This is a genomic window from Pseudonocardia sp. T1-2H, assembly GCF_038039215.1.
GTDB lineage: Bacteria > Actinomycetota > Actinomycetes > Mycobacteriales > Pseudonocardiaceae > Pseudonocardia.
The window spans coordinates 5486145-5508116 of record NZ_JBBPCL010000001.1 but is presented as its reverse complement, the minus strand read 5'-3'; the positions used below and the strand labels follow the sequence as shown (position 1 = coordinate 5508116).

The window sequence follows — 21972 nt, the reverse complement described above, 5'->3', positions numbered from 1 at the left end:
TTTCCGTATTAGGCTCGGCCGCGTGACCGCAGCGCCGCAGCCCCTCGGATCCAGCGGCGACGGGTGGGCCTTCTGCGCGCTCGGGCACAAGCACTGGGGCGTCTACGGGGCCGCGGGACTGTTGGTCCGCCACCACGCCCCGGACGGCCGCGAGCTCGTCCTGCTCCAGCACCGCGCGTTGTGGAACCATCACGGCGGCACCTGGGGGATCCCGGGCGGCGCCCGGCATTCGGAGGAGACGGCGGAGGTCGCCGCCCGCCGCGAGGTCGCCGAGGAGTCGTACCTGGACACCGCGCCGATGCACGTGACCGGTCGTTTCGTCGACGACCACGGCGGCTGGAGCTACACCACCGTCGTCGTGCGGGTGGACGAGGCGCTGCCGGTGGCCATCCGGGGCGGCGAGAGCGTCGAGTTCGCGTGGTTCCCGGCGGAGGTGCTCGGCACCGACGAGGGCCCGCTGCTGCACCCCGGTTTCGCGGACACCTGGCCGCGGGTCCGCGACATCGGCTGAGTCGCGGGCCGTGCTCAGGGGAGGAGCGCGGCGGCGAGGACGGCGGCGTCCGCGTCGCCCTCGAGCACCGTCCACGGGCTGAGCCAGGACGAGGCCGCCAGCGCGCGGTAGACGGCGTCGGTGCGCTCCTGCAGGGAGTCGTCGGACTCGTAGGCGTCGCGCTCGCGGCCCGGGTCCGCCGCCGCCCGCGCCCGAGCCCGGTCCGCCGCGACCGAGCGGGGTGTCGCGAGCAGCAGCTGGTGGTCCGGGACCGGGATGCCGAACCGCCGGATCTCCAGCTCCCGCACCCAGCAGACGACCTCCCCGGCGGCGTCCTGGCCCAGCCGCGCGGCGCTGTAGGCGGCGTTCGAGGCGACGTACCGGTCGACGAGGACGACGTCGTGGTCGTCGAGCAGGCCCCGCAAGGACGGTGCCGCTGCCCGCCGGTCCAGCGCGAACAGCGTCGCCATCCCGTGCACCGAGTCCCGGAGGTCGCCCAGCCGTCCGTAGAGGGCGTCGCGGGCCAGCTCGGCGTGCACGTCGTCGTCGTAGCGGGGGAAGGCCAGGGTCGCGATCTGCGCGCCGCGCGCGGCCAGCGCCGACACCAGCGCCGCCGTCAGCGTCGCCTTGCCCGAACCGTCGAGACCCTCGACGACGATCAACCGTCCCACCCGCCGGACAGTACCGACGCCCGCCGCGCCGGCTGTGGTCGATCCGACCGCGACGTCCACCGGCGCACCGGACATGGCTCTCGCGGAGATCATGGTCGACCTGTTCCTCCGGGCGTCGCCGAACCGACGCCGGGTCGCTGCGGAACGATCACGGCGGGGGCCGCCGACGGGTGCGGCCTGCGCCGAACCTGCGGGTCGCGGCAGGGCTGTCGGTGCAGGATGGGATGCTGCGCACATGAAGTCGCGCGTTCTGGTGGTCGACGACGACCCGGCCCTGGCCGAGATGCTGACCATCGTCCTGCGGGGCGAGGGCTTCGACACCGCGGTGGTCGGGGACGGCACCCGTGCGCTGCCGGCCGTGCGGGAGATGCGCCCGGACGTCGTGCTGCTCGACCTGATGCTCCCCGGCATGAACGGGATCGACGTCTGCCGGGCGATCCGCGCCGAGTCGGGCGTCCCGATCGTCATGCTCACGGCGAAGAGCGACACCGTGGACATCGTGCTGGGCCTGGAGTCCGGCGCGGACGACTACGTGGTCAAGCCGTTCAAGCCCAAGGAGCTCGTCGCACGCATCCGGGCCCGGGTCCGGCGCACCGAGACCGAGCCGGCCGAGCAGCTCTCGATCGGCGACGTCACCATCGACGTGCCGGCCCACCAGGTCACCCGGGACGGCCGGCACATCGCGCTCACCCCGCTGGAGTTCGACCTGCTGGTCGCGCTGGCCCGCAAGCCGCGCCAGGTGTTCACCCGCGAGGTCCTGCTGGAGCAGGTGTGGGGGTACCGGCACGCGGCGGACACCCGGCTGGTGAACGTGCACGTGCAGCGGCTGCGGTCGAAGGTCGAGAAGGACCCCGAGCACCCCGAGGTGGTGCTGACCGTGCGCGGCGTGGGGTACAAGGCCGGGCCCCCGTGATCCGGCACGCGAGACCGCGGCGATGACGAGACTGCCCGCCGTGCTGGCCCGCCTCCCGTTCGCCCCCGCCGTGCGGCGGGCGCTGGGGCGGGCCGCGCTGCTGTTCAGCGACGTCCGCGCGGTGTTCATGGCGGCGTGGCGCCGGTCGCTGCAGCTGCGCATCGTGGTCAGCACGCTCGCCCTGTCGACGGCGGTGGTGCTGGTCCTCGGCCTCGTCCTGCAGACCCAGATCGCGGACCGGCTGCTGCAGGCCAAGTTCGACGCCGCGGTGGCCCAGGCCGAGTCGGCCCGCGTCGTCCTGGAGCGGGACCTGTCCGGGGTGGACCCGGACCGCGAGGGCGCCCAGGGCACGCTGAACAACGCGCTGGACCGGCTCAGCAACTTCGCGGCCTCGGACAGCGGCGGCACCCCGACGGCGGGGGAGTTCCGCGCCGTCCTCACCACGGGCACGGGCTCGGGCCCGGAGATCTCCACGGGATCACTCGCCGACGTCTCGTCCGAGCAGCGCCAGCTCGTCGCCACCGGGGCCCTGACGTCGAAGTACACGACGGTCGACGGCATCCCGAACCAGATCGTCGGGCAGCCGGTCCGCACCGCGGGCCGCGAGCTGCAGCTCTACCTGCTCTTCCCGCTCGACGCCGAGCAACGCACGCTCGGGCTGGTGCAGAGCACGCTGATCGTCGGCGGGCTCGTGCTGATCCTGCTGCTCGTCGGCATCGCCAGCCTGGTCACCCGGCAGGTCGTCCGCCCGGTCCGGCAGGCCGCGGAGGTCGCCGAGCGCTTCGCGGACGGCCATCTCGACGAACGCATGCCGGTGCACGGGGACGACGAGGTGGCCCGGCTCGCCGAGTCCTTCAACGAGTTGGCCACCAGCATCCAGACGCAGATCAGCCAGCTCGAGGAGTTCGGTGCCCTGCAGCGCCGGTTCACCTCGGACGTCAGCCACGAGCTCCGCACCCCGCTCACCACGGTCCGGATGGCGGCGGACGTCCTCTACGCCTCCCGGGACGACCTCCTCCCGGCGCTGCGCCGCAGCTCGGAGCTGCTCGTCACGGAGCTGGACCGGTTCGAGGCGCTGCTCGGGGACCTGCTGGAGATCAGCCGCCTGGACGCGGGGGTCGCCGAGCTGGGCGCCGAGCGGATGGACATGCAGCACGTGGTGTCGCGGGCGGTCGAGGCCGTGCGCGGGCTCGCGGAGGAGAGCGGGACCCCGCTGGTGCTGGACCTCCCGGCGGAGACCTACGCGGAGGTCGATCCGCGGCGGGTCGAGCGGATCGTCCGCAACCTCGTCGCGAACGCGATCGACCACGGCGAGGGCCGCCCGGTCGAGGTCACCCTGCGGGGCGACGAGCGCGCGGTCGCCGTCGTGGTGCGGGACCACGGCGTCGGGTTGCGGCCCGGCGAGGCCAACCTGGTGTTCAACCGGTTCTGGCGGGCGGAGCTGTCCCGGGCCCGGCGCAGCGGGGGCAGCGGCCTGGGGCTCTCGATCAGCCTGGAGGACGCCCGGCTGCACGGCGGGTGGCTGCAGGCCTGGGGCGAGACGGGCGAGGGCTCGGCGTTCCGGCTCACCCTGCCGCGCACCGTCGGCGACCTGCTGGAGAGCAGCCCGCTGGCCCTGCAGCCGGACGGGGACACGGAGGTCCCCGTGCATCCCGCGTCCGTGCCGACGCCGCCGCTGGGCACGCCGCGGATCGACTGGCCCCCGCCCCCGGGGCTCGACGAGGAGGACGACGCCGACGAGGTGCGCACCGTCCCGGCCGAACCCGCCGTGCTGGACCAGGGGAGCGAGCGGTGAGGCCCCGTTCCCGACTCGCCGCCGTGGTGTGCCTGGTGCTGGCGCTGCTCGTCACCGCGGGCTGTGCCAGCGTGCCGGACGAGTCCACCGTGCAGGTCCTGCGCAAGGTCACCGGCGGCGACGCCCCCGAGCTGCCCGCGGGCCCCGCCGCCGGCAGCAACCCCCTCGACCTCGTCCGCGGCTACGTCTACGCCTCCGGGAGCACCGTGGAGCGGCACGGCGCGGCGCGGCGCTTCCTCACCCCGGCCGCGGCCGGCGCCTGGAACGACGGTGTCTCGCTGACGATCCTCGACGAGCAGTTCGACACGGTCTACCCGCCCACCCCGGCCTCCAAGGACCCGGACGTCGCCACCGTGCGGATCCGCGGCAGCCGGGTCGGCACGGTGACCGCCGCCGGCGCGTTCGAACCGGCCGAGTCCCCCGTCGAGACGGACGTGACGGTGGTCCGGCGGGACGGCCAGTGGCGGATCGACCGACTCCCGGACGGCGTCGTCGTCCGGCTCTCGGACTTCCGGGCGAACACCCGCTCGCTGAAGGCCTACTTCGTGGACCCGGTGCGCCGGGTGACGGTCGCGGACCTGCGCTACCTGCCGGCCGTCCCGGCGCAGGCGCTGCCGTCGCGCGCGGTGGACATGCTGCTCGCCGGGCCGTCGGCGGCCCTGCAGGGCGCGGCCGAGAGCGCGATCCCGCGCGGGGCCCGGCTGCGCAGCAACGTCGGCGAGACGCCCGACGGCGCCGTCGTCGTGGACTTCACGCAGCTCGGCGACCTGGACGAACAGAGCCGGCGGCTGCTCGCCGCGCAGGTGCTGCTCACCCTCGCCGAGATCAACGTGCCCCGGGTGCGGCTGCTCGTCGACGGAGCCCCGCTGCTCGACGGGCGCGCGGACCTGACCCGGGAGAACGTCGTCGCGATGGTCGGTGAGGTACAGCCGAGCGCGGACGTGGCGGGCTTCGTGGTCTCGGGCGGCCGGGTCCGGAACCTGACCGGGCCGCAGGCGGGCGTCCCCCTCGCGGGGCAGGCGGGCAACGGCGCCTACGACGTCGCGCAGGCCGCCGTGACCCCGGACGGCCTGCGCATCGCCGCCGTCGTCCGGGACGGGGACCGGCAGCGGCTGCTGCTCGGCCCCACCGACGGGGAACTGCAGTCCGTGCAGCTCTCCGCACCCACGCTGACCCGTCCCACCTGGACGCCCACCGGCGGCGAGGTGTGGACGGTGCTGGGGAAGACAGTGGTCGCCCGGGTCGTCGTCGACGAGAACGGCAGCGTGCGGACCGGCCAGGTGAACACCGCGGACCTCGCGACGTCCGGGCCGATCCAGGACCTTCGGCTCTCCCGGGACGGGCTGCGGGTCGCGGCGGTGGTCGGCGGGCAGCTGGTCACGGCGGCGGTCGAGCGGTCCTCGGACGGCGAGGTCGCGATCCGCAACGTCCGCCGGCTGCGCGCCAGCGACCTGGGTGACGTCGTGTCCGTCGACTGGCGGGCGGCGGAGTCACTCATCGTGGTCGGCACGCGGGCGGGCAGGCCCGTCTCCCTGGTGTCCTCGGACGGTCTGACGCTGCAGTTCGTGCCGTCGAGCAACCTCACACCGCCGCTGCACGCGGTGGCCGCGGCGTCGAGCCGGGCGTTCCTGGTGGCGGACCAGGGCGGGGTCTGGAGCTACGACGGCGGTGAGCTGAACACCTGGCGCCAGGTCGTCGGCGGGGTGCCGGACGCCGTGCCGCTCTACCCGGGCTGACCCCGGCCGCCGGTCGAGAACCGGGCCTGTGGACAACCGCGGCCGCCCGGAACACGGAACCGTGCCGTCGTCGGGGCGGCGCGAGAGAGTCCTCGTATGACGCGTTCCCTCGCCGCCGGCCTGCTCGATCTCGTCCTGCCCACCTCGTGCGGGGGCTGCGGGGAACCCGGGACACCGTGGTGCGCCCGCTGCGCCGCCCAGCTACCGGCGCCCTACCCGGTCCGCGTTCCCGGGGCACCGCAGGTCCGGGCCGTGGGCCGGTACCGCGGGCCGTTGCGGACGGCACTGCTCGGCTACAAGGAACGCGGCCGGCGGGACCTCGCGCCGGCGCTCGCGGCGCTGCTCGCCGAGGCCGCCGCAGAGCTGCCGGGGCCGCTCGTGCTCGTCCCCGCGCCGTCCCGTCCGGCCGCGGCGCGAGCCCGCGGCGGGGACCACGTCCTACGGCTGTGCCGGGCGCTCGCCCGCGCACCGTTGCGCACCGGGGCCGTCACCGTGGCGCCGGTGCTGCGAGCCGCGCGGGGAACCCGGGACTCGGTCGGGCTGGACGCGGCGGGGCGGGCCGCGAACCTCGCGGGGAGCCTGCGGACGGTGGCCCGCAGGCCCCCGCCGGGAACGCCCGTAGTCCTCGTCGACGACGTCGTGACGACCGGGGCGACGCTCCGCGCGTGCACCGCGGTACTCACCCGTTCGGCCCTACGGGTCACGGCGGCGCTGGTGCTCTGCGACGCCACGGGCGGCGCGGCCGGGATCGTTGCCGTTTCGTGACAACCCATCCAAAGTACCTGGTCCAGGGCACGTGGGAAACCTCGTTCGGCGAAATCCTCCAACCTGATGTCACTCACCGCCCGGGTCTGTTGCCGGACCGTGATGCGCACTACCGTCCCTCCAATCAGTTACCCACAACACAACGAATGGGAAACACCGATCGACCGTTCCGGAGTCGCGGGAACCGATCCGACAGCCCCCGCGACGCCCGGGACTACGACCCGACGCCGATGAGCACGGAGAGCGAGGGAAGTCGAGTGGAGATCGTTGTCACCGGCCGGAACGTGGAGGTCCCGGAGCATTTCCGGATCCACGTCCAGGAGAAGATCGGGCGCCTGGAGCGTTACGACCACAAGATCGTCGGCATGGAGGTCGAACTCTTCCACGAGCCGAACCGCCGGCAGAGCAAGAACTGCCAGCGGGTGGAGATCACGGGCAGAGGATGCGGCCCGGTCGCCCGCGCGGAAGCCTGTGCGCAGGACTTCTACGGAGCGCTCGACTGCGCCGTCTCGAAGCTCGAGAGCAGGCTCCGACGCTCGCACGACCGCCGCCGGGTGACCGGCCGCCGGACGCGAATCACCATCGGCCGGGACGTACCCGCCGCCGTCGCGCTGCTCGAGCAGATGCCCGGGACCGACCGCCGCGAGGACCTGCTGGAGGACGACCGCACGAGCTACGACTACGACATCCCCTCACCGCGCGACCACGGCGACCATCTCGCCGAGGACCGCGACCCCGCCAGGCCCGGGCAGATCGTCCGGCGCAAGACGCACCCGTCCGACCCGATCAGCATCGACGAGGCGCTCTCGCGCATGGAGCTCGTGGGGCACGACTTCTACCTCTTCTCCGACGCCGAGTGCGGCGCCCCGTCGGTGGTGTACCGACGCAAGGGCTACGACTACGGGGTGATCCGGCTGGGCGGCTGATCGCACCGCTCACCGCAGGAGACACCACCCTCACCGGCGGCTCGCACCTCACCCGGGTGCGGGTCGCCGAGTGTGTGGGGAGCACTACCCGGGGGGCTCTACCATGGTGAGGAGCGGGCGTCGTCCCACGGCGCCGCGGCCGATCGGCCGGGCCCTCGCGGGTCCGCCACGATCGGCACCTGACCGCGATGGTGAATGAGGTCGACCAGTGCCGCTGTTGAACCGACTGCTCCGTGCCGGGGAGACGAAGCTGGTGAAGCGGCTGGGCAGGATCGCCGCCCACATCGACGAGCTGGAACCGGACGTCGAGTCGCTCACCGACGACGAGCTGCGCGCGAAGACGGACGAGTTCAAGCAGCGCCACGCCGACGGCGAGTCCCTCGACGAGCTGCTCCCGGAGGCGTTCGCCGTCGTCCGTGAGGCGGCCCGCCGCACCCTGGGCCAGCGCCCCTTCACCGTCCAGCTGATGGGTGGAGCCGCGCTGCACCTCGGAAACGTCGCGGAGATGAAGACCGGTGAGGGCAAGACGCTCACCTCGGTGCTCCCGTGCTACCTCAACGCGATCTCCGGCAAGGGCGTCCACGTCGTCACGACGAACGACTACCTGGCCAAGCGCGACTCCGAGAACATGGGCCGCATCCACCGCTTCCTCGGGCTCACGGTCGGGGTCATCCTGTCCGAGATGGCGCCCGCGCAGCGACGCGAGCAGTACGCCGCGGACATCACCTACGGCACGAACAACGAGTTCGGCTTCGACTACCTGCGCGACAACATGGCGTGGAACGCCGCGGACATGGTCCAGCGCGGCCACAACTTCGCGATCGTCGACGAGGCGGACTCGATCCTCATCGACGAGGCCCGCACCCCGCTGATCATCTCCGGTCCGGCCGAGCAGAGCGCGCGCTGGTACCAGGAGTTCGCGCGGATGGCGCCGATGCTCAGGAAGGACGTCCACTACGAGGTCGACGAGCGCAAGCGCACCGTCGGCGTCACCGAGGACGGCGTCACCTTCGTCGAGGACCAGCTCGGCATCGACAACCTCTACGAGGCCGCGAACACCCCGCTCGTCGGCTACCTGAACAACGCCCTCAAGGCGAAGGAACTGTTCAAGAAGGACAAGGACTACATCGTCCGGGACGGCAGCGTCCTGATCGTCGACGAGTTCACCGGCCGCGTGCTGGCCGGGCGCCGCTACAACGAGGGCATGCACCAGGCCATCGAGGCCAAGGAGGGGGTGGAGGTCCAGGCGGAGAACCAGACGCTGGCCACCATCACCCTGCAGAACTTCTTCCGGCTCTACGACAAGCTCTCCGGGATGACCGGTACCGCCCAGACCGAGGCGGCCGAGCTGCACCAGATCTACAAGATGCACGTGGTGCCGATCCCCACCAACCGCGAGATGATCCGTGCCGACCAGGCGGACCTGATCTACAAGTCCGAGCCGGCGAAGTTCGAGGCGGTCGCGGACGACATCGCCGAGAAGCACGCGAAGGGCCAGCCGGTGCTCGTCGGTACGACGAGCGTGGAGAAGTCCGAGTACCTGGCGAAGCTGCTGCTCAAGCGGGGTGTGCCGCACGAGGTGCTGAACGCGAAGCACCACGAGCGCGAGGCCGCGATCATCGCGCAGGCGGGTCACGCGGGCTCGGTCACGGTCGCCACGAACATGGCCGGCCGCGGTACGGACATCATGCTCGGCGGCAACCCGGACTTCCTCGCCGATCTCGAGCTGCGCAGCCGCGGGCTGGACCCGGTGGAGCACCGCGAGGAGTACGAGGCGGCCTGGGACGCCGCCGTCGCGAAGATGAAGCAGCAGGTCGAGGCGGAGGCGCAGGAGGTCCGCGAGGCCGGTGGGCTCTACGTCCTCGGCACCGAGCGGCACGAGTCCCGTCGCATCGACAACCAGCTCCGCGGCCGCGCGGGCAGGCAGGGAGACCCGGGGGAGTCCCGCTTCTACCTCTCCCTCGGCGACGAGCTGATGCGCCGGTTCAACGGTGCCGTGGTCGAGTCGATCATGAACCGGTTCAACCTGCCGGAGGACGTGCCGATCGAGGCGAAGATGGTCACCCGGGCCATCCGCAGCGCGCAGACCCAGGTGGAGCAGCAGAACTTCGAGATCCGCAAGAACGTCCTCAAGTACGACGAGGTGCTCAACCAGCAGCGCCTGGTCATCTACACCGAGCGCCGCCGCGTGCTCGACGGGGAGGACGTCCAGGAGCAGGTCCGGAACATGCTCCGCGACGTCGTCACCGCCTACGTCACGGGGGCGACGGCCGAGGGCTACGCCGAGGACTGGGACCTGGACAAGCTCTGGACCGCGGTCGGGCAGCTCTTCCCGCTCCAGATCCGCTGGCAGGACCTCGCGGACGGGGACCCGGCCGAGGGCGGCCTGGACGACCTCACCCGCGAGTCCCTGACCGAGGCGATCCTGGCCGACGCCGAGCGGGCCTACGCCGCCCGCGAGGCCGAGATGGACACCCTGATCGGTACCCAGGGCGGCATGCGTGAGCTCGAGCGGCAGGTCCTGCTGCAGGTCATGGACCGCAAGTGGCGCGAGCACCTCTACGAGATGGACTACCTCAAGGAGGGCATCGGGCTGCGCGCGATGGCCCAGCGGGACCCGCTGATCGAGTACCAGCGGGAGGGCTTCGACATGTTCTCCGCGATGCTCGAGGGCATCAAGGAGGAGACGGTCGGGCACCTGTTCAACGTGCAGGTCCAGGTCGCCGAGCCCGCCGCCCCCGCGCCGCAGCCGGCCGATCGGGTCGCGCAGGCGCAGGCAGCGCTCTCCGCGATGGCTGCCCAGCAGCAGTCCGCCCAGCAGCAGTCGACGCAGCAGCAGCCCGCACCGGTCCGGAACCCGGCGTCAGCGCAGCGGCGGGCCTCGGTCCCGGCCGACGCGACCGCGCCGATCGGCCACGTCCCCGCGGCCGCCCAGGCGAACGGGATCCAGGCCGACGGCGCGGACGACGACACGCCCACCTCGGTCCTGCCGGCCGCGTTCCGCGGCCAGGCGCCGCAGAACCTGCAGTACAGCGGACCGGACGAGGACGGCGGCGAGTCCGTGCGCCGCGACGGGAACGGCAGCGGCAACGGCGGCCGGCCGCAGACCGGTGCGCAGCGCCGCGCCGGCGGCCCGGGCGGCGCCAACCGTGCGGACCGGCGCCGGCAGGAGCGGGCCGCGCGCAAGCAGAGCGGCTGACCCGCGCAGGCGGTCGCCGCTCTCCGGGCCCCGCCGATCGACTGCGGTTCGGGCCGGTCACAGGACCCGCAGGGCGGTGCACGTCCACTCACCCGGCAGCGGCCCGCCCAGCTCGAAGCGGGCCGCGATCGCCCGCACCCGCCCGCCCATGCTGCACACCGCCGTCACCTCCGCGCAGTCCCGGGCGGGCAGCGAGACGTGCACGCTGGTCAGCCGGGCCGTCGCGCGCCGGGCGTGCGGCGCCAGGATCGCCGCGGTCACGTAGCGGAGCACCCGCGGCCCGACGAGCCCGTGCAGCTGACGCACGGGCCGTCGCCCGTCGACGACCTCGACCACCAGCCGCATCGTCGTCCCGGCCCGCCGCCGGGCGGCGAGCTCCCGCTCGGTCGCCCTCCGCTCCGCGGCCGCCGCGAAGGTGGACGGGGGCGGGGGAGCGGGCGCGGCCCCGGGCCAGGCGGTCCCGCGGCCGGTCCGGGGCGGGACGACGTCCTCGGGTTCGGGTTCGTAGCGCACGCGCCGCAGGCGTGGCCGGGTCGCGCAGCGCTGTTCGGGTACCGCCGGTGCGGTCGTCGGCGCGGCGCGTCCGGTGGTCGTGTCCGTGGGGGCGGTGTCTGCGGGGGCGGTGAGGACCGTCGTCATGCGCCGAGGATCCGGGCCCGCCCCGGGACCAGCGGCAGTTTCGGGTCCGTACGGCGCCGGATGATTCGTCGCCGTACGGATCTGTACGGTCTCCGCGTGACCTCCCCGCACTTCGAGTCCCGGCCGGAGCACATGCCCTTGCCCGCGCTCCTGGCCCGCACCGGCGCCGCGCTCGGCCGCTTCCGGCACGGCATCACCGCCGGGCACGGCCTCACGACGACCTCGCTCGCCGGCCTCGGCGTGCTCGCGCACACCGACGGCCTCTCCCACCGGGAAGCTCGCCGCGGAGCTGGGCGTCACGCCCGCCACGCTGACCCCGGTCGTCGACACGCTCGAGCAGGAGGGCTCGCTTCGGCGCGAGCGGGACCCGGCGGACCGACGGGTCGTCCGGCTGCGGATCACCGCCGCCGGGCGGCGGCGGCTCGGCACCGCGCACGAGCAGGTCGAGGCGGTGTACCGGGAACGGCTGCCGCGCCCGTCGGCCGCCGAGGATGTCGTCGTCCGGCGCTACCTCCTCGCGGTGCTCGACGCGGTCGGCGAGGACGGTGCATGAGTCCGGCGAGCTGGGTAGCGTCGCCGGGATGGCGGACCTGCGGGGGCTGATCCTGGACTACGGCGGCGTGCTCACCGACGGCGAGGACATGGCGGACGTGCCGCGCCGGGCCCGCGCCGCGGGGCTGCGCCTGGCGCTGGTCTCGGACGCCCACGCGGTCCCGGACGAGCTGCGGGAGGCGTTCGACGTCGTCGTCCTCGGCGCGGTGGTCGGCGCCCGCAAGCCGGATCCCGAGGTGTTCCGGCGCACCGCGGAACTCCTCGGCCTGGAGCCGGGCGAGTGCGTGGTGGTCGACGACGTGCCGGTCAACGTGCGCGGTGCCGCGGCGGCCGGCGCTGTGGGCGTCCTGCACTCCGCACCGGACGCCACCCTGGGCGAACTCGGGATCCTGCTGGACCTGCCCCCGGCATGACGACGGCGCCGCCCCGAGTCGGGGTGGCGCCGTCGAACGTCAGGCGGGAGGGGTCACGCCGGGGGCGGCGGGGGCTGCTCACCCTCCGGCGCCGGGGCCTCGCCGCGAGCACCGGTGGTGTCGCCCTCACCGGTGCGCTGCTGCAGGAAGTCGACGCCCTTGTCCACCTGCTCGCCGTGGCCGTACTTCTCCGTCGCCATGTCCCCGACCTTGTCGAGACCCTGGTCGACCTTGTCGTCGTGCTGACCCAGCATTTCCTTGGCCTTGTCCATGAATCCCATGGGGCCCACCATGGCCCTGCGCCGGACCGCGCGCACGTCGGGCCTCACCCGATCGGGCGTAGCCGCGCGTGTTCTGCCCGAAGATCATCGACATGGGTGATTCCGAGGAGCTGCAGGGTCCGGACGATCTCCCCGGTGAGGATGTCGACCGCCTTGCGCACCCCCTGCTGTCCGCCCGCCATCAGCCCGTAGAGGTACGCGCGCCCCACCAGGGCGGCGTTCGCGCCCATCGCGATCGCCGCGACCACGTCCGCCCCGTGCATGATCCCGGTGTCCACGAAGACCTCCGCGCGTCCGCCTACGGCCTGCACGGTGGGCGGGAGCAGCTCCAGGGGCACGGGTGCCCGGTCCAGCTGGCGGCCGCCGTGGTTGGAGAGCAGCACCGCGTCCGCGCCCTCGTCGACCACGCGGCGCGCGTCGTCGACGTTCTGGATGCCCTTGATCACGAGCTTCCCCGGCCAGGCGTTCCGCAGCCAGGTCACGTCGTCCATGGTCAGCGCGGGGTCGAACACGCGGTTGATGAGGTCCGCGACGGTGCCCTCCGTGGACTCCAGGCTGGCGAACGTCAGCGGGGAGGTGGTGAGCAGGTCGAACCACCAGCGCGGGTGCAGCGCCCCGTCGACGAAGGTGCGGAGCGTGAGCGCCGGCGGGACGGTGAGCCCGTTGTGCACGTCGCGCCGCCGGTTGCCGCCGACGGGGGTGTCCACCGTCAGCATCAACGTGTCGTAGCCGGCGGCCTCCGCCCGCTGGACGAGGTCCTTGGCGAAGCTGCGGTCCCGCCAGAGGTAGAGCTGGAACCACTTGCGGGCGCCCGGCGCGGCGGCGGCGACGTCCTCGATCGTCGTCGTGCCCATCGTGGAGAGCGTGTACGGGATGCCGACCTGCTCGGCGACGGCCGCGACCGCGGGCTCGCCCTCGCTGCCCATCATCCGGGTGAACCCGGTGGGGGCGAACGCGAACGGCAGGGCGGAGCGCTGCCCGAGGATCTCCCGCGACGTGTCGACGCCGGAGACGTCGCGCAGCACGCTCGGGCTGAACTCGACGCGCGACCAGGCGTCCCGGGCCCGGCTCAGGCTCAGCTCGCCGTCCGCGGCGCCGTCGGTGTAGTCGAAGACGGCCCGGGGCGTCCGCCGCCGCGCGATGTCCCGCAGGTCCGCGATGGAGGCGGCGCGGGCCAACCGGCGCTCCGTGGCGTCGCGGACGAAGGGTGCGGGCCGCAGCAGGGGCTTCAGCTCGCTGAACCGGGGAATCCGACGCTGCACCATGGCTCGACCGTAGTCGTCACCGCCGCGTCGTCCACCCGCCAGTTTCATGCACGAACGGCACTCTCGTGCAGACCTCCCGCACGAAGGTGCCGTTCGTGCAGCGAGCAGGACCGGTCAGCGGCGGCGGAGCAGCTCGTACGCCGCGACGGCGGCGGCGCTGGCCACGTTCAGCGACTCGACGCCCCCGAACATCGGGATCGACAACACCCCGTCGAGCTCCTTGCGCACCGGCTCGGACAGCCCGTCGGTCTCGTTGCCCAGCACCAGCGCCACCCGGTGGGGGAGTTCGGCGTCCAGCAGAGACGCCCCGCCGGCGTCGAGGCCGAAGACGGCGAAACCTGCCTCCCGCAGCGCGACACAGCCCTCCTCGGCCGTGCCCGAGCGCAGCACGGGTGCGGAGAACGCGACGCCCGCGGACGCCTTGATGACCAGCGGGTCGATCGCGGGGACGCCGCGCCGGGGGAGCAGTACGCCGTCGAGCCCGGCGGCGGTGGCCGAGCGCAGCACCATCCCGACGTTCGACGGGTTGGTGACCCGGTCCAGGACCAGCACGGACGCGCCGCGGCGCGAACCGAGGTCCCGCAGGAACGACGCGACCGTGGTCATCCGGGGCGCGACGACGTCCGCGAGCACGCCCTGGTCGTGCCGGCCGTTGCCCGCCAGCACCTTCACCCGGTGCGCGCTCGCCCGCTGCACCTCCACGCCCCGTCGCCGGGCCGCCGCGGTGATCTCCTTGACCGGCTCGCCGCGCGCGGTGTCCGCGAGGATCACCTTGTCCACGGTCAGGGTGTCGTCCGCCAGCGCCTCGAGGACCGGCTTGCGGCCGTAGACGGTGATGAACCGGTCCTTCGGTGAGGAAGCTTCGGTCACGCGGGCAAGGGTCGCACGCGGCGATAGGATCATCGTCATGCCGCCCCGGCTCTCCGCGCTCGATGCCTCCTTCCTGTACCTGGAACAGGCGACCACGCCCATGCACGTCGGCGGGGTGGCGATCTTCCGCCGGCCGAAGAACGGCCTGGACTACGACCGGCTGGTGGAGCTCGTCGAGCAGCGCATCTCGCTGGTCCCGCGATACCGGCAGAAGGTCCGCCACGTCCCCGGCAACCTCGCGCGCCCGGTCTGGATCGACGACACCGAGTTCGACGTGGCCTACCACGTCCGCCGCTCGGCCCTGCCGCGTCCGGGCAGCGACGCGCAGCTCACCGAGCTCGTCGCACGGCTGATGTCCCGCCCACTGGACCACACCCGTCCGCTGTGGGAGATGTACCTGGTCGAGGGGCTGGCGAAGGGGCGCATCGCCGTCGTCACGAAGACCCACCAGGCGATGGTCGACGGGATCTCCGCGATCGACATCAGCCAGGTCATCCTCGACGTGTCGCCCGATCCGCGGCCGGCCACCGAGGAGGTGTGGATGCCGCGGCCCGAACCCAGCGACGGGCAGCTGATCGCCGAGGCCATCGGGGACGCGGTGGCGCGGCCGAGCGAGATCGCGGACAACGTCCGGGCCGCCACCGGGGACGCCCTCGCCACGGTGGACAAGGTCGTCGGGATGGCGGGGAAGTTCCTGACGATGGCCCGCACGGCCACCCGGCCGACGCCACGCACCCCGCTCAACGTGGACATCTCCACCCAGCGCCGGTTCGCGATGGCCCGCACCGAGCTCGAGTCCTACCGGCGGATCCGGGCCGCGCACGGCTGCAGCGTCAACGACGTCGTGCTCAGCGTGGTGTCCGGCGCCCTGCGGAACTGGCTGCTCTCCCGCGGCGAGCCGGTGACGTCGTCGGCCTCGGTGCGCGCGATGGTGCCGCTGTCCGTGCGCGGCGAGGCGGACGTGCCCAGCTCGGCGGCGTCGGGCTCGCTCGGCAACCGCGTGTCGTCGTACCTCGTGGACCTCCCCGTCGGCGAACCGAGCCCGGTCGTGCGGCTGCACCACGTCACGCACGCGATGCGCGAACACACGTCCAACGGCCGGAACGTCGGCGCGGACACCCTGGTGCGGATCGGCGGTTTCGCCCCGCCGACCCTGCATGCGCTGGGGGCGCGGGCGGCCAGCGGGATGTCCAAACTGTTCTTCAACCTCGTCGTGACGAATGTTCCGGGTCCCCAGTTCCCCCTCTACGCCGCCGGAGCGCGCATGCTGGAGATGTTCCCCGTCGTTCCGCTCGCCAAGGGTCAGGCTCTCGCGATCGGGCTGACGAGCTACGACGGCGGGGTGTATTACGGGTTCAACGGCGATCGCGACGCCATGCCCGACGTCGACGTCCTCGCGGGGCTCGTCGACGAGTCGCTGGACGAACTGCTGGCCTCGAGCCGGTGAAGAAGGTGAGCTGACGCATGCGGATCTATCTTCCCGGGACATGGCCGATGCTGCGCAAGCTGGTCAAGTCCGGAAGGTTCGAACCCATGGGCGGCACGGGTTTCGCCCTGACCCCGCGGCTGCGGGAGGCCTACACGGCCGGGGACGAGGAGGAGCTCGAGTACGCCGCGATGAACGAGGCGGCCCGTGCTTCGCTCCGGCTGCTCGCCGTCGAGTTCGGGTTGGGGGAGGACTCCACCCCGGCCAGACGCGTAGTGGTGGCGGCGGACATGGACGACGTCACCCTGCGCCCCGACCTCGACGACGCGGCGGTCCGGATCTCCGGGCCCGTCCCCATGGACCGGATCGCCTCGATCCACGTCGACTCCGAGGAGGCGGAGCACGCCGTCCGGGAGGCGGCTTCGGTGGTGGACAAGGCGGACCTGGGCGACCTGGACGCGGAGTTCCTGGTCGGCGAGGCGGAGGACCAGGAGCTCGCCTGGTACGCCCCCGCAGAGATCTCGTTCCTGGTGGACCTCGGCGACCTCTGACCGCCCGAGATCATCCCGCGAGTCGCGCTCCACGGGCCACCGAGTCGGGGTTTCCGGACACGGGAAACCCCGACTCGGTAGTCGGGAGACCCCGACTCGCGGGGTGGGGGCGGGGCGGTGCACAGGGAGCGCCGCGGTACTCAGACGTCCTTGAAGACCGGCGCCCGCTTCTCGAACGCCGCCGTCACGGCCTCCACCTGGTTCGGGCTCCCGATCAGCGCGCCGATCTCCGTCTGCTCCGCGGCGAAGCCGGTGTCCAGGTCCACCCGGCCCGCCATGTCCAGCAGGCGCTTCGCGGCCCGGACGGCGTGCGGGTTCCGTTCGGCGATGGAGCGGGCGAGCGCGAGGGCGGCCTTGCGGGGCTCCGGGTCCAGCTTCGTGGCCAGCCCGATCGCGACGGCCTCCTCCCCGCCCACCTTCCGCGCGGTGAGCGTCAGCTCCTTCGCGACGTCCCGGCCCACCAGCTCGGGGAGCAGCTGCGAGCCCGTCATGTCCGGGATCAGCCCCCACGCCACCTCGAACACCGAGAGCGTCGCGTCCGGCGACACGATCCGGATGTCCGCGCCGAGCGCGATCTGCAGCCCGCCGCCGAGCGCGTTGCCCGTGACGGCCGCGATCACCGGGACCTCGAGCTCGGCCCAGACGTACGCGGCGCGCTGCCCGGTCGCCTTCGCCGGCCCGTTACCGGGCGGGACGGCCGCGCTCGCGGAGAGCCGCTCGCCGTCCCGCATCGCCCGGAAGGAGCCGAAGTCCAGTCCGGCGCAGAAGTCCGGGCCCTCGCCGGACAGCACGACGACCCGCACCGACGGATCCTTCTTCAGCGTCTCCCCGGCCTCGACGATCCCGGCGAACATGGCCGGGTCCAGCGCGTTGCGCTTCTCCGCCCGGTTGAGCCGGACGTCCGCGACGCCGTCGGTGATCTCGATCAGCACGCGCTGCTCGGTCATGGTGTCCTCTCCGATTCGAATGATCAACGGCCAGTGAACCGGGCCGGCCGCTTCTCCAGGAACGACGCGATCCCCTCGGCATGATCCGCCGAGGCGAAGCATTCGGCCATGGTGATCCGGGTCGCCCGGACGTGCCGGTCGAGGTCCAGGCCGGCGCCGTCGAGCAGTAGCCGTTTGGTCCTGACCAGCGCGAACGGCGATGCGGTGGCGATCCTTGCGGCGAACGCGGCCGCCGCGGCCGGGAAGCTCGTCCGGCTCGTGGACACTCGCCGCGAAGCCGAGCGAGAGCGCCTCGTCCGCATCGAGGTCGTCGCCGGTGTAGAGCAGCCTCGAAGCCGCCGCGACGCCGATCTGGCGGGGCAGCAGCCACGTTCCGGCACCCGTGTCCGACACCAGCCCACGATGCACGAAGTTCCACCGGAACCGCGCCCGGGACGAGACCAACCGCACGTCCGCCTGGGTCGCGAACTCCGCGCCCATCCCGACGGCCATCCCGTCGACGGCGCAGACCACCGGCTTCGGGCAGCCCATGAGGAGGGGGACGCCGTCGCCGTCGCCACGGCCCCGGTTCGACGGATCCCGGCCGGCCAGGTCCGCGAGGTCGATCCCGGCGCAGAAGCTGCCCGGTACCCCGGTGACTAGCAGGACGACCACGTCCGGATCGTCGCCGGCCCGGGCCACGGAGGCGGCGAACTCGTCGAGCATCGCGTAGGTCATGGCGCCGCGTTTCTCGGGCCGGTCGATCGTCAGCGTCGCGACGTGGTCGCGTACCTCGTAGCGGATCTCGCGCATCTTCGACCTCAACCCTTCCCCCGCGGCCGGTGACGATGCCATCCTAGCTGAACGATCGTTTAGGAGGCCTGGTGGATTTCGAACTCCCCGTGGAGCTGTCGCAGAAGCTCGCGGACCTCGACGCGTTCATCGAGCGCGAGATCCTGCCGCTGCAGGCGCAGGACGACAACGAGCGCTTCTTCGACCACCGCCGGGAGTGGGCGCGGACCGACTTCGAGGCCGGCGGCACGCCCCGGCCGGAGTGGGAGGAGCTGCTGCGGGAGATGCGCCGCCGCGCCGACGCCGCAGGCTGGCTCCGGTACGCGCTGCCCAAGGAGGTCGGCGGGCAGGACGGCACGAACTTCGACATGGCGGTGATCCGCGAGCATCTGGCGCACAAGGGCCTGGGGTTGTTCAACGACCTGCAGAACGAGTCGTCGGTCGTCGGGAACTTCCCCTTTGCGCACATGCTGCTGGCCTTCGCTACGCAGGAGCAGAAGGAGGAGTACCTGGAGCCGATGCTGACCGGGAAGGCACGGATCGGCTTCGGGCTGAGCGAGCCGGACCACGGGTCGGACGCGACGTGGATGGAGACCCGGGCGGTCCGCGACGGCGACGACTGGATCCTCAACGGCGCCAAGCGCTGGAACTCCGGGATGCACTCGGCGACGCACGACGTTGTGTTCGCCCGCACCAGCGGTGACGACGGGGCGGCGCGGGGCATCACCGCGTTCTTCGTCCCGACCGACAGCCCCGGCTTCTCGGTGGACTTCCACTGGTGGACGCTGAACATGCCCACCGACCATGCCGAGGTCACGATCTCCGACGTGCGGGTGCCGAACTCGGCGATCTTCGGCGAGGAGGGCATGGGGCTCGCCGTCGCCCAGACCTTCGTGCACGAGAACCGCATCCGGCAGGCCGCCTCCGGGGTCGGCGCCGGGCAGTACTGCATCGACCGGGCCGTGGAGTACGCCCGGAACCGGGTGACGTTCGGGGCTCCGCTGGCGACGCGGCAGGCGATCCAGTTCCCGCTGGTGGAGCTGCACACCGAGGCGGAGATGCTGCGCGGGCTGGTTCGTAAGACCGCCTGGGAGCTCGACCGGGTGCCGCACATGGAGATCAGCGACAAGGTCTCGATGTGCAACTACCGGGCCAACCGCTTCGTCTGCGAGGCCGCGGACCGGGCGATGCAGGTGCACGGCGGGCTGGGCTACTCCCGGCATACGCCGTTCGAGCACATCTACCGCCACCACCGCCGCTACCGGATCACCGAGGGCTCCGAGGAGATCCAGATGCGGAAGGTGGCCGGCTACCTTTTCGGCTTCGCCGGCCCGCGCAAGCGCTGATGCGGGACTTCAGGGAGATCGGGACGCGGCTGTCCAACCGGGGCCGCTGGGACGTCGACGGGGTGAAGGACGAGCGAGGCACCACGAACCTGCTCACCCCGGACCGCGGCGCGGCGGGCGGCGGCCGGTACGACTTCTTCCTCACCGCGCCGCCCATCCAGTTCCGCCGTCCTGGGCTCGCCGATCAATCCGCCGGCCATCAGGTGCGCCGTGCGGGGAGGCGCGGGGCGGCCTGGGTACCCTTGCCGTTCTCCGTGGCCACGGAGGATGCAAGCAGAGGGAGGTGGCCGCGTGGCGGGTCCCGCAAGATCGGAGCCGGCCGGCCCGGTGGCTCCGCGCGGCCGCAGGCACGTCGGCCGGGCGGCGAACGCCCCTCCCGGCGATGCGGCGATCATCGAGGCGTCGATCGAGGTGATGGCCGCGCACGGCTACCACGGCACCTCGGTGCGGGACATCGCGCTGCGCGCGGGCCTGAGCCCGGCCGCGCTGTACCACCACTTCCCGTCGAAGCAGGCCGTCCTGGCGACGATCATGGAGCGCGGGATCGAGGCGCTGCTGGCCCGCACCTCGGCGGCGCTGGGTGCGGCGGGCGACGACCCGGCGGACCGTCTGCGCGCCCTGGTCGAGGTGCAGGTGCTGTTCCACCTGGAGGACCAGCGCGGAACCCTGCTCGGGACGAGCGAGCTCCGTGCGCTGGAGGAGCCGGTCCGCACCCCGCACCTGGCCAAGCGGCATGCGCAGCAACGGTTCTTCGACACCGTGGTCCGCGAGGGCGTCGAGCGGGGCGTCTTCCGCACGCCGCTGCCGGACGAGGCCGCCCGGGCGATCGTCGTGATGTGCACCGGCGTGGCCGCCTGGTTCTCGGACAAGGGCCCGGTCGGGCGACCGGAGATGGTCGAGCGGTACCAGCGGCTGGCGCTGGACATGGTGGGCGCGCGCGACTCCTGACCGTCGCGCCTGCGGGCGGCGGGAGGGTGTCATGACCGCATCGGCGACGGTCCACGAACGCGCGGGCGGCGGTGATCCGGCGGTCCTGGCCGAGCTGCTGGCCCGGCGTCTGCGCACGGTGCTCGACGGCGAGGTGTCCGTCGCGAACCTGCGCCGGCTCACCGGCGGTGCGAGCCGGGAGACCTGGGCCTTCGAGGCGGTACCGGCCACCGGCGCGCCGCGGCGGCTGGTGCTCCGGCGGGATCCGCCAGGCCCCGGCCGCCCGGAGGGCATGGCCCGGGAGGCCGCGGCCATCGCGGCGGCCGAGCGCGCCGGCGTGCCGGTACCCCACCTGGTCGACCACGGGGTGGACCCGGCGGTCGTCGGGGCCCCGTACCTGATCACGAAGCACGTCGACGGCGAGACGATCGCCCGCCGCCTGCTACGTGAGCCGCAGTACGCGCCCGCCCGCGAGGGCATGGCCGCGGACCTGGGGCGCACGCTCGCCCGGATCCACTCGATGCCGGTCGACACCGTCCCCGGCGCCGAGACCTACGACCCCGTTGAGCACCTGCGGCAGGCCTACGACGCGCTCGGCGAGCCCCTGCCCTCGATCGAGATCGCGCTGGCGTGGCTGGAGCCCCGCCGCCCGGAGCCGGTCGCGGAGACGGTCGTGCACGGGGACTTCCGCAACGGCAACCTGATCATCTCGCCCGAGGGCCTCGCGGCCGTGCTGGACTGGGAGCTCGTGCACCGCGGGGACCCGCGGGAGGACCTCGGCTGGCTGTGCGTGAAGTGCTGGCGCTTCGGTGCGGCACCTCCGGTGGGTGGCTTCGGCATCGTCGACGATCTGCTCGACGGGTACGCCGAGGTCGCCGGGTGGCGGCCGGATCCCGAGGCCGTCCGCTGGTGGCAGGTCTACGGCACCGCCCGCTGGGCCGTCGGCTGCCGCAGCATGGCCGAGCGGCACCTGTCCGGGGAGACGCCGTCCGTGGAGTTCGTGGCGATCGGCCGCCGGGTCTGCGAGCAGGAGCACGACCTCTTCCTGGCCCTGGGCATCCCGGCGGAGGCGCCGGTGCTCGCCGAGGCGCCGCGCTCGGACCTGCACGGCCTCCCGGCCGGCCGGGACCTGCTCGCGGCGGTCGCGATGTTCCTCCGCGAGGACGTCATGCCCGGCACGGAGGGACGACTCCGGTTCAACGCGCGGGTCGCGGCCAACGTGGTCGACGGCGTCGAGCGGGAGCTGGCGTTCGGCGCGGACCAGGAGCGCCGGCACCGCGAGCGGCTGGCCCGGTTCGGGCAGGCGGACCAGCGGGCGCTCGCGGACGCGATCCGCTCCGGGGTCCTCGCCCCGGACGACCCGGACCTGCTCGCCGCCGTCCGCACCGCGATCACCGACCGGCTCGCCGTGGCGAACCCGAAGTACCTGACCCACCCGGGCTGACCGCCCGGATCCGAAGACCCGGGTCGCCGACGAGGGAGTCGGCGG

General features: G+C 73.1%; 19 protein-coding genes. 13 read left to right on the top strand and 6 right to left on the bottom strand.

The window, feature by feature from the left end; all coding sequences use genetic code 11:
* The first annotated feature begins 22 nt into the window (after positions 1-22).
* On the top strand, positions 23-511 hold the full coding sequence (locus WBK50_RS27110) for an NUDIX hydrolase (RefSeq protein WP_341338313.1): 489 nt from the start codon (positions 23-25) through the stop codon (positions 509-511).
* A gap of 14 nt (positions 512-525) precedes the next feature.
* On the opposite strand, the gene WBK50_RS27105 is transcribed toward WBK50_RS27110, so the two are convergent.
* The gene (locus tag WBK50_RS27105; RefSeq protein WP_341338312.1) at positions 526-1161 is read right to left on the bottom strand and encodes a dTMP kinase; all 636 of its coding nucleotides are present in this window, start codon (positions 1159-1161) and stop codon (positions 526-528) included.
* 235 nt (positions 1162-1396) lie between these two features.
* Here WBK50_RS27105 and mtrA point away from each other — a divergent pair, with 235 nt between their 5' ends.
* The 6 genes from mtrA (at position 1397) to secA (ending at position 10495) form a co-directional block, all read left to right on the top strand.
* The gene (mtrA, locus tag WBK50_RS27100; RefSeq protein ID WP_341338311.1) at positions 1397-2074 is read left to right on the top strand and encodes an MtrAB system response regulator MtrA; all 678 of its coding nucleotides are present in this window, start codon (positions 1397-1399) and stop codon (positions 2072-2074) included.
* Between the two features lie 22 nt (positions 2075-2096).
* Entirely contained in the window at positions 2097-3869 is a 1773-nt protein-coding gene (mtrB, locus tag WBK50_RS27095; RefSeq protein WP_445942310.1) for an MtrAB system histidine kinase MtrB, read from the top strand.
* Positions 3866-5605, top strand: coding sequence for an LpqB family beta-propeller domain-containing protein (locus WBK50_RS27090; protein ID WP_341338310.1), 1740 nt, complete (start codon positions 3866-3868; stop codon positions 5603-5605). The genes mtrB and WBK50_RS27090 overlap by 4 nt, the downstream gene beginning before the upstream one ends.
* Positions 5606-5701: 96 nt before the next feature.
* Complete coding sequence (locus WBK50_RS27085) at positions 5702-6370, top strand: ComF family protein (protein ID WP_341338309.1); 669 nt, start codon at positions 5702-5704, stop codon at positions 6368-6370.
* Positions 6371-6627: 257 nt separating this feature from the next.
* Positions 6628-7296: a ribosome hibernation-promoting factor, HPF/YfiA family gene (gene hpf / locus WBK50_RS27080; protein WP_341339510.1), complete on the top strand. Its 669-nt coding sequence runs from the start codon at positions 6628-6630 to the stop codon at positions 7294-7296.
* A gap of 208 nt (positions 7297-7504) precedes the next feature.
* Positions 7505-10495 (top strand): preprotein translocase subunit SecA, encoded by a 2991-nt coding sequence (gene secA, locus WBK50_RS27075; RefSeq protein WP_341338308.1) that lies wholly within the window; start codon positions 7505-7507, stop codon positions 10493-10495.
* A gap of 57 nt (positions 10496-10552) precedes the next feature.
* On the opposite strand, the gene WBK50_RS27070 is transcribed toward secA, so the two are convergent.
* Positions 10553-11134, bottom strand: coding sequence for an Rv3235 family protein (locus tag WBK50_RS27070; protein WP_341338307.1), 582 nt, complete (start codon positions 11132-11134; stop codon positions 10553-10555).
* A gap of 581 nt (positions 11135-11715) precedes the next feature.
* On the opposite strand from WBK50_RS27070, the gene WBK50_RS27065 reads away from it, so the two are divergent.
* Positions 11716-12099, top strand: a complete 384-nt coding sequence (locus tag WBK50_RS27065; protein ID WP_341338306.1) for an HAD-IA family hydrolase — start codon at positions 11716-11718, stop codon at positions 12097-12099.
* Between the two features lie 53 nt (positions 12100-12152).
* Here WBK50_RS27065 and WBK50_RS27060 read toward each other — a convergent pair whose 3' ends face one another.
* The 3 genes from WBK50_RS27060 to WBK50_RS27050 all read right to left on the bottom strand — a co-directional run bounded on the left by WBK50_RS27060 (position 12153) and on the right by WBK50_RS27050 (position 14554).
* Positions 12153-12380 (bottom strand): antitoxin, encoded by a 228-nt coding sequence (locus tag WBK50_RS27060; protein WP_341338305.1) that lies wholly within the window; start codon positions 12378-12380, stop codon positions 12153-12155.
* 44 nt (positions 12381-12424) lie between these two features.
* A complete protein-coding gene (locus WBK50_RS27055) occupies positions 12425-13645 on the bottom strand; it encodes an alpha-hydroxy acid oxidase (RefSeq protein WP_341338304.1) in 1221 nt (406 codons plus the stop codon).
* Between the two features lie 114 nt (positions 13646-13759).
* A complete protein-coding gene (locus tag WBK50_RS27050; RefSeq protein WP_341338303.1) occupies positions 13760-14554 on the bottom strand; it encodes a TrmH family RNA methyltransferase in 795 nt (264 codons plus the stop codon).
* On the opposite strand from WBK50_RS27050, the gene WBK50_RS27045 reads away from it, so the two are divergent.
* Together WBK50_RS27045 and WBK50_RS27040 are read left to right on the top strand one after the other, a co-directional pair.
* Positions 14553-15962, top strand: coding sequence for a WS/DGAT/MGAT family O-acyltransferase (locus tag WBK50_RS27045; protein ID WP_341338302.1), 1410 nt, complete (start codon positions 14553-14555; stop codon positions 15960-15962). The two genes, WBK50_RS27050 and WBK50_RS27045, sit on opposite strands and share 2 nt — an antisense overlap.
* Positions 15963-15979: 17 nt before the next feature.
* Positions 15980-16492, top strand: coding sequence for a DUF6912 family protein (locus tag WBK50_RS27040; RefSeq protein ID WP_341338301.1), 513 nt, complete (start codon positions 15980-15982; stop codon positions 16490-16492).
* A 140-nt stretch (positions 16493-16632) separates the two neighbouring features.
* Here the strand turns inward: WBK50_RS27040 and WBK50_RS27035 are convergent, their stop codons facing one another.
* Positions 16633-18231 (bottom strand): crotonase/enoyl-CoA hydratase family protein, encoded by a 1599-nt coding sequence (locus WBK50_RS27035; RefSeq protein WP_341338300.1) that lies wholly within the window; start codon positions 18229-18231, stop codon positions 16633-16635.
* A 71-nt stretch (positions 18232-18302) separates the two neighbouring features.
* Here WBK50_RS27035 and WBK50_RS27030 point away from each other — a divergent pair, with 71 nt between their 5' ends.
* From WBK50_RS27030 to WBK50_RS27020, 3 genes are all read left to right on the top strand, one after another.
* Positions 18303-19556, top strand: a complete 1254-nt coding sequence (locus WBK50_RS27030; protein WP_341338299.1) for an acyl-CoA dehydrogenase family protein — start codon at positions 18303-18305, stop codon at positions 19554-19556.
* Between the two features lie 291 nt (positions 19557-19847).
* Positions 19848-20504 carry a TetR/AcrR family transcriptional regulator gene (locus tag WBK50_RS27025; protein ID WP_341338298.1) on the top strand — a complete coding sequence of 219 codons (657 nt, stop codon included), beginning with the start codon at positions 19848-19850 and terminating at the stop codon, positions 20502-20504.
* Between the two features lie 31 nt (positions 20505-20535).
* Entirely contained in the window at positions 20536-21927 is a 1392-nt protein-coding gene (locus WBK50_RS27020; protein WP_341338297.1) for a phosphotransferase family protein, read from the top strand.
* Positions 21928-21972 lie beyond the last annotated feature (45 nt).

What these genes read in the sequence shown, in the direction of transcription:
- mtrA (WP_341338311.1), top strand. Translation starts at nt 1,397, where the DNA reads ATGAAGTCGCGCGTTCTGGTGGTCGACGACGACCCGGCCCTGGCCGAG.
- mtrB (WP_445942310.1), top strand. Translation starts at nt 2,097, where the DNA reads ATGACGAGACTGCCCGCCGTGCTGGCCCGCCTCCCGTTCGCCCCCGCC.
- WBK50_RS27085 (WP_341338309.1), top strand. Translation starts at nt 5,702, where the DNA reads ATGACGCGTTCCCTCGCCGCCGGCCTGCTCGATCTCGTCCTGCCCACC.
- WBK50_RS27070 (WP_341338307.1), bottom strand. Translation starts at nt 11,134, where the DNA reads ATGACGACGGTCCTCACCGCCCCCGCAGACACCGCCCCCACGGACACG.
- WBK50_RS27065 (WP_341338306.1), top strand. Translation starts at nt 11,716, where the DNA reads ATGGCGGACCTGCGGGGGCTGATCCTGGACTACGGCGGCGTGCTCACC.
- WBK50_RS27060 (WP_341338305.1), bottom strand. Translation starts at nt 12,380, where the DNA reads ATGGGATTCATGGACAAGGCCAAGGAAATGCTGGGTCAGCACGACGAC.
- WBK50_RS27055 (WP_341338304.1), bottom strand. Translation starts at nt 13,645, where the DNA reads ATGGTGCAGCGTCGGATTCCCCGGTTCAGCGAGCTGAAGCCCCTGCTG.
- WBK50_RS27045 (WP_341338302.1), top strand. Translation starts at nt 14,553, where the DNA reads ATGCCGCCCCGGCTCTCCGCGCTCGATGCCTCCTTCCTGTACCTGGAA.
- WBK50_RS27050 (WP_341338303.1), bottom strand. Translation starts at nt 14,554, where the DNA reads ATGACGATGATCCTATCGCCGCGTGCGACCCTTGCCCGCGTGACCGAA.
- WBK50_RS27040 (WP_341338301.1), top strand. Translation starts at nt 15,980, where the DNA reads ATGCGGATCTATCTTCCCGGGACATGGCCGATGCTGCGCAAGCTGGTC.
- WBK50_RS27035 (WP_341338300.1), bottom strand. Translation starts at nt 18,231, where the DNA reads ATGCGCGAGATCCGCTACGAGGTACGCGACCACGTCGCGACGCTGACG.
- WBK50_RS27020 (WP_341338297.1), top strand. Translation starts at nt 20,536, where the DNA reads ATGACCGCATCGGCGACGGTCCACGAACGCGCGGGCGGCGGTGATCCG.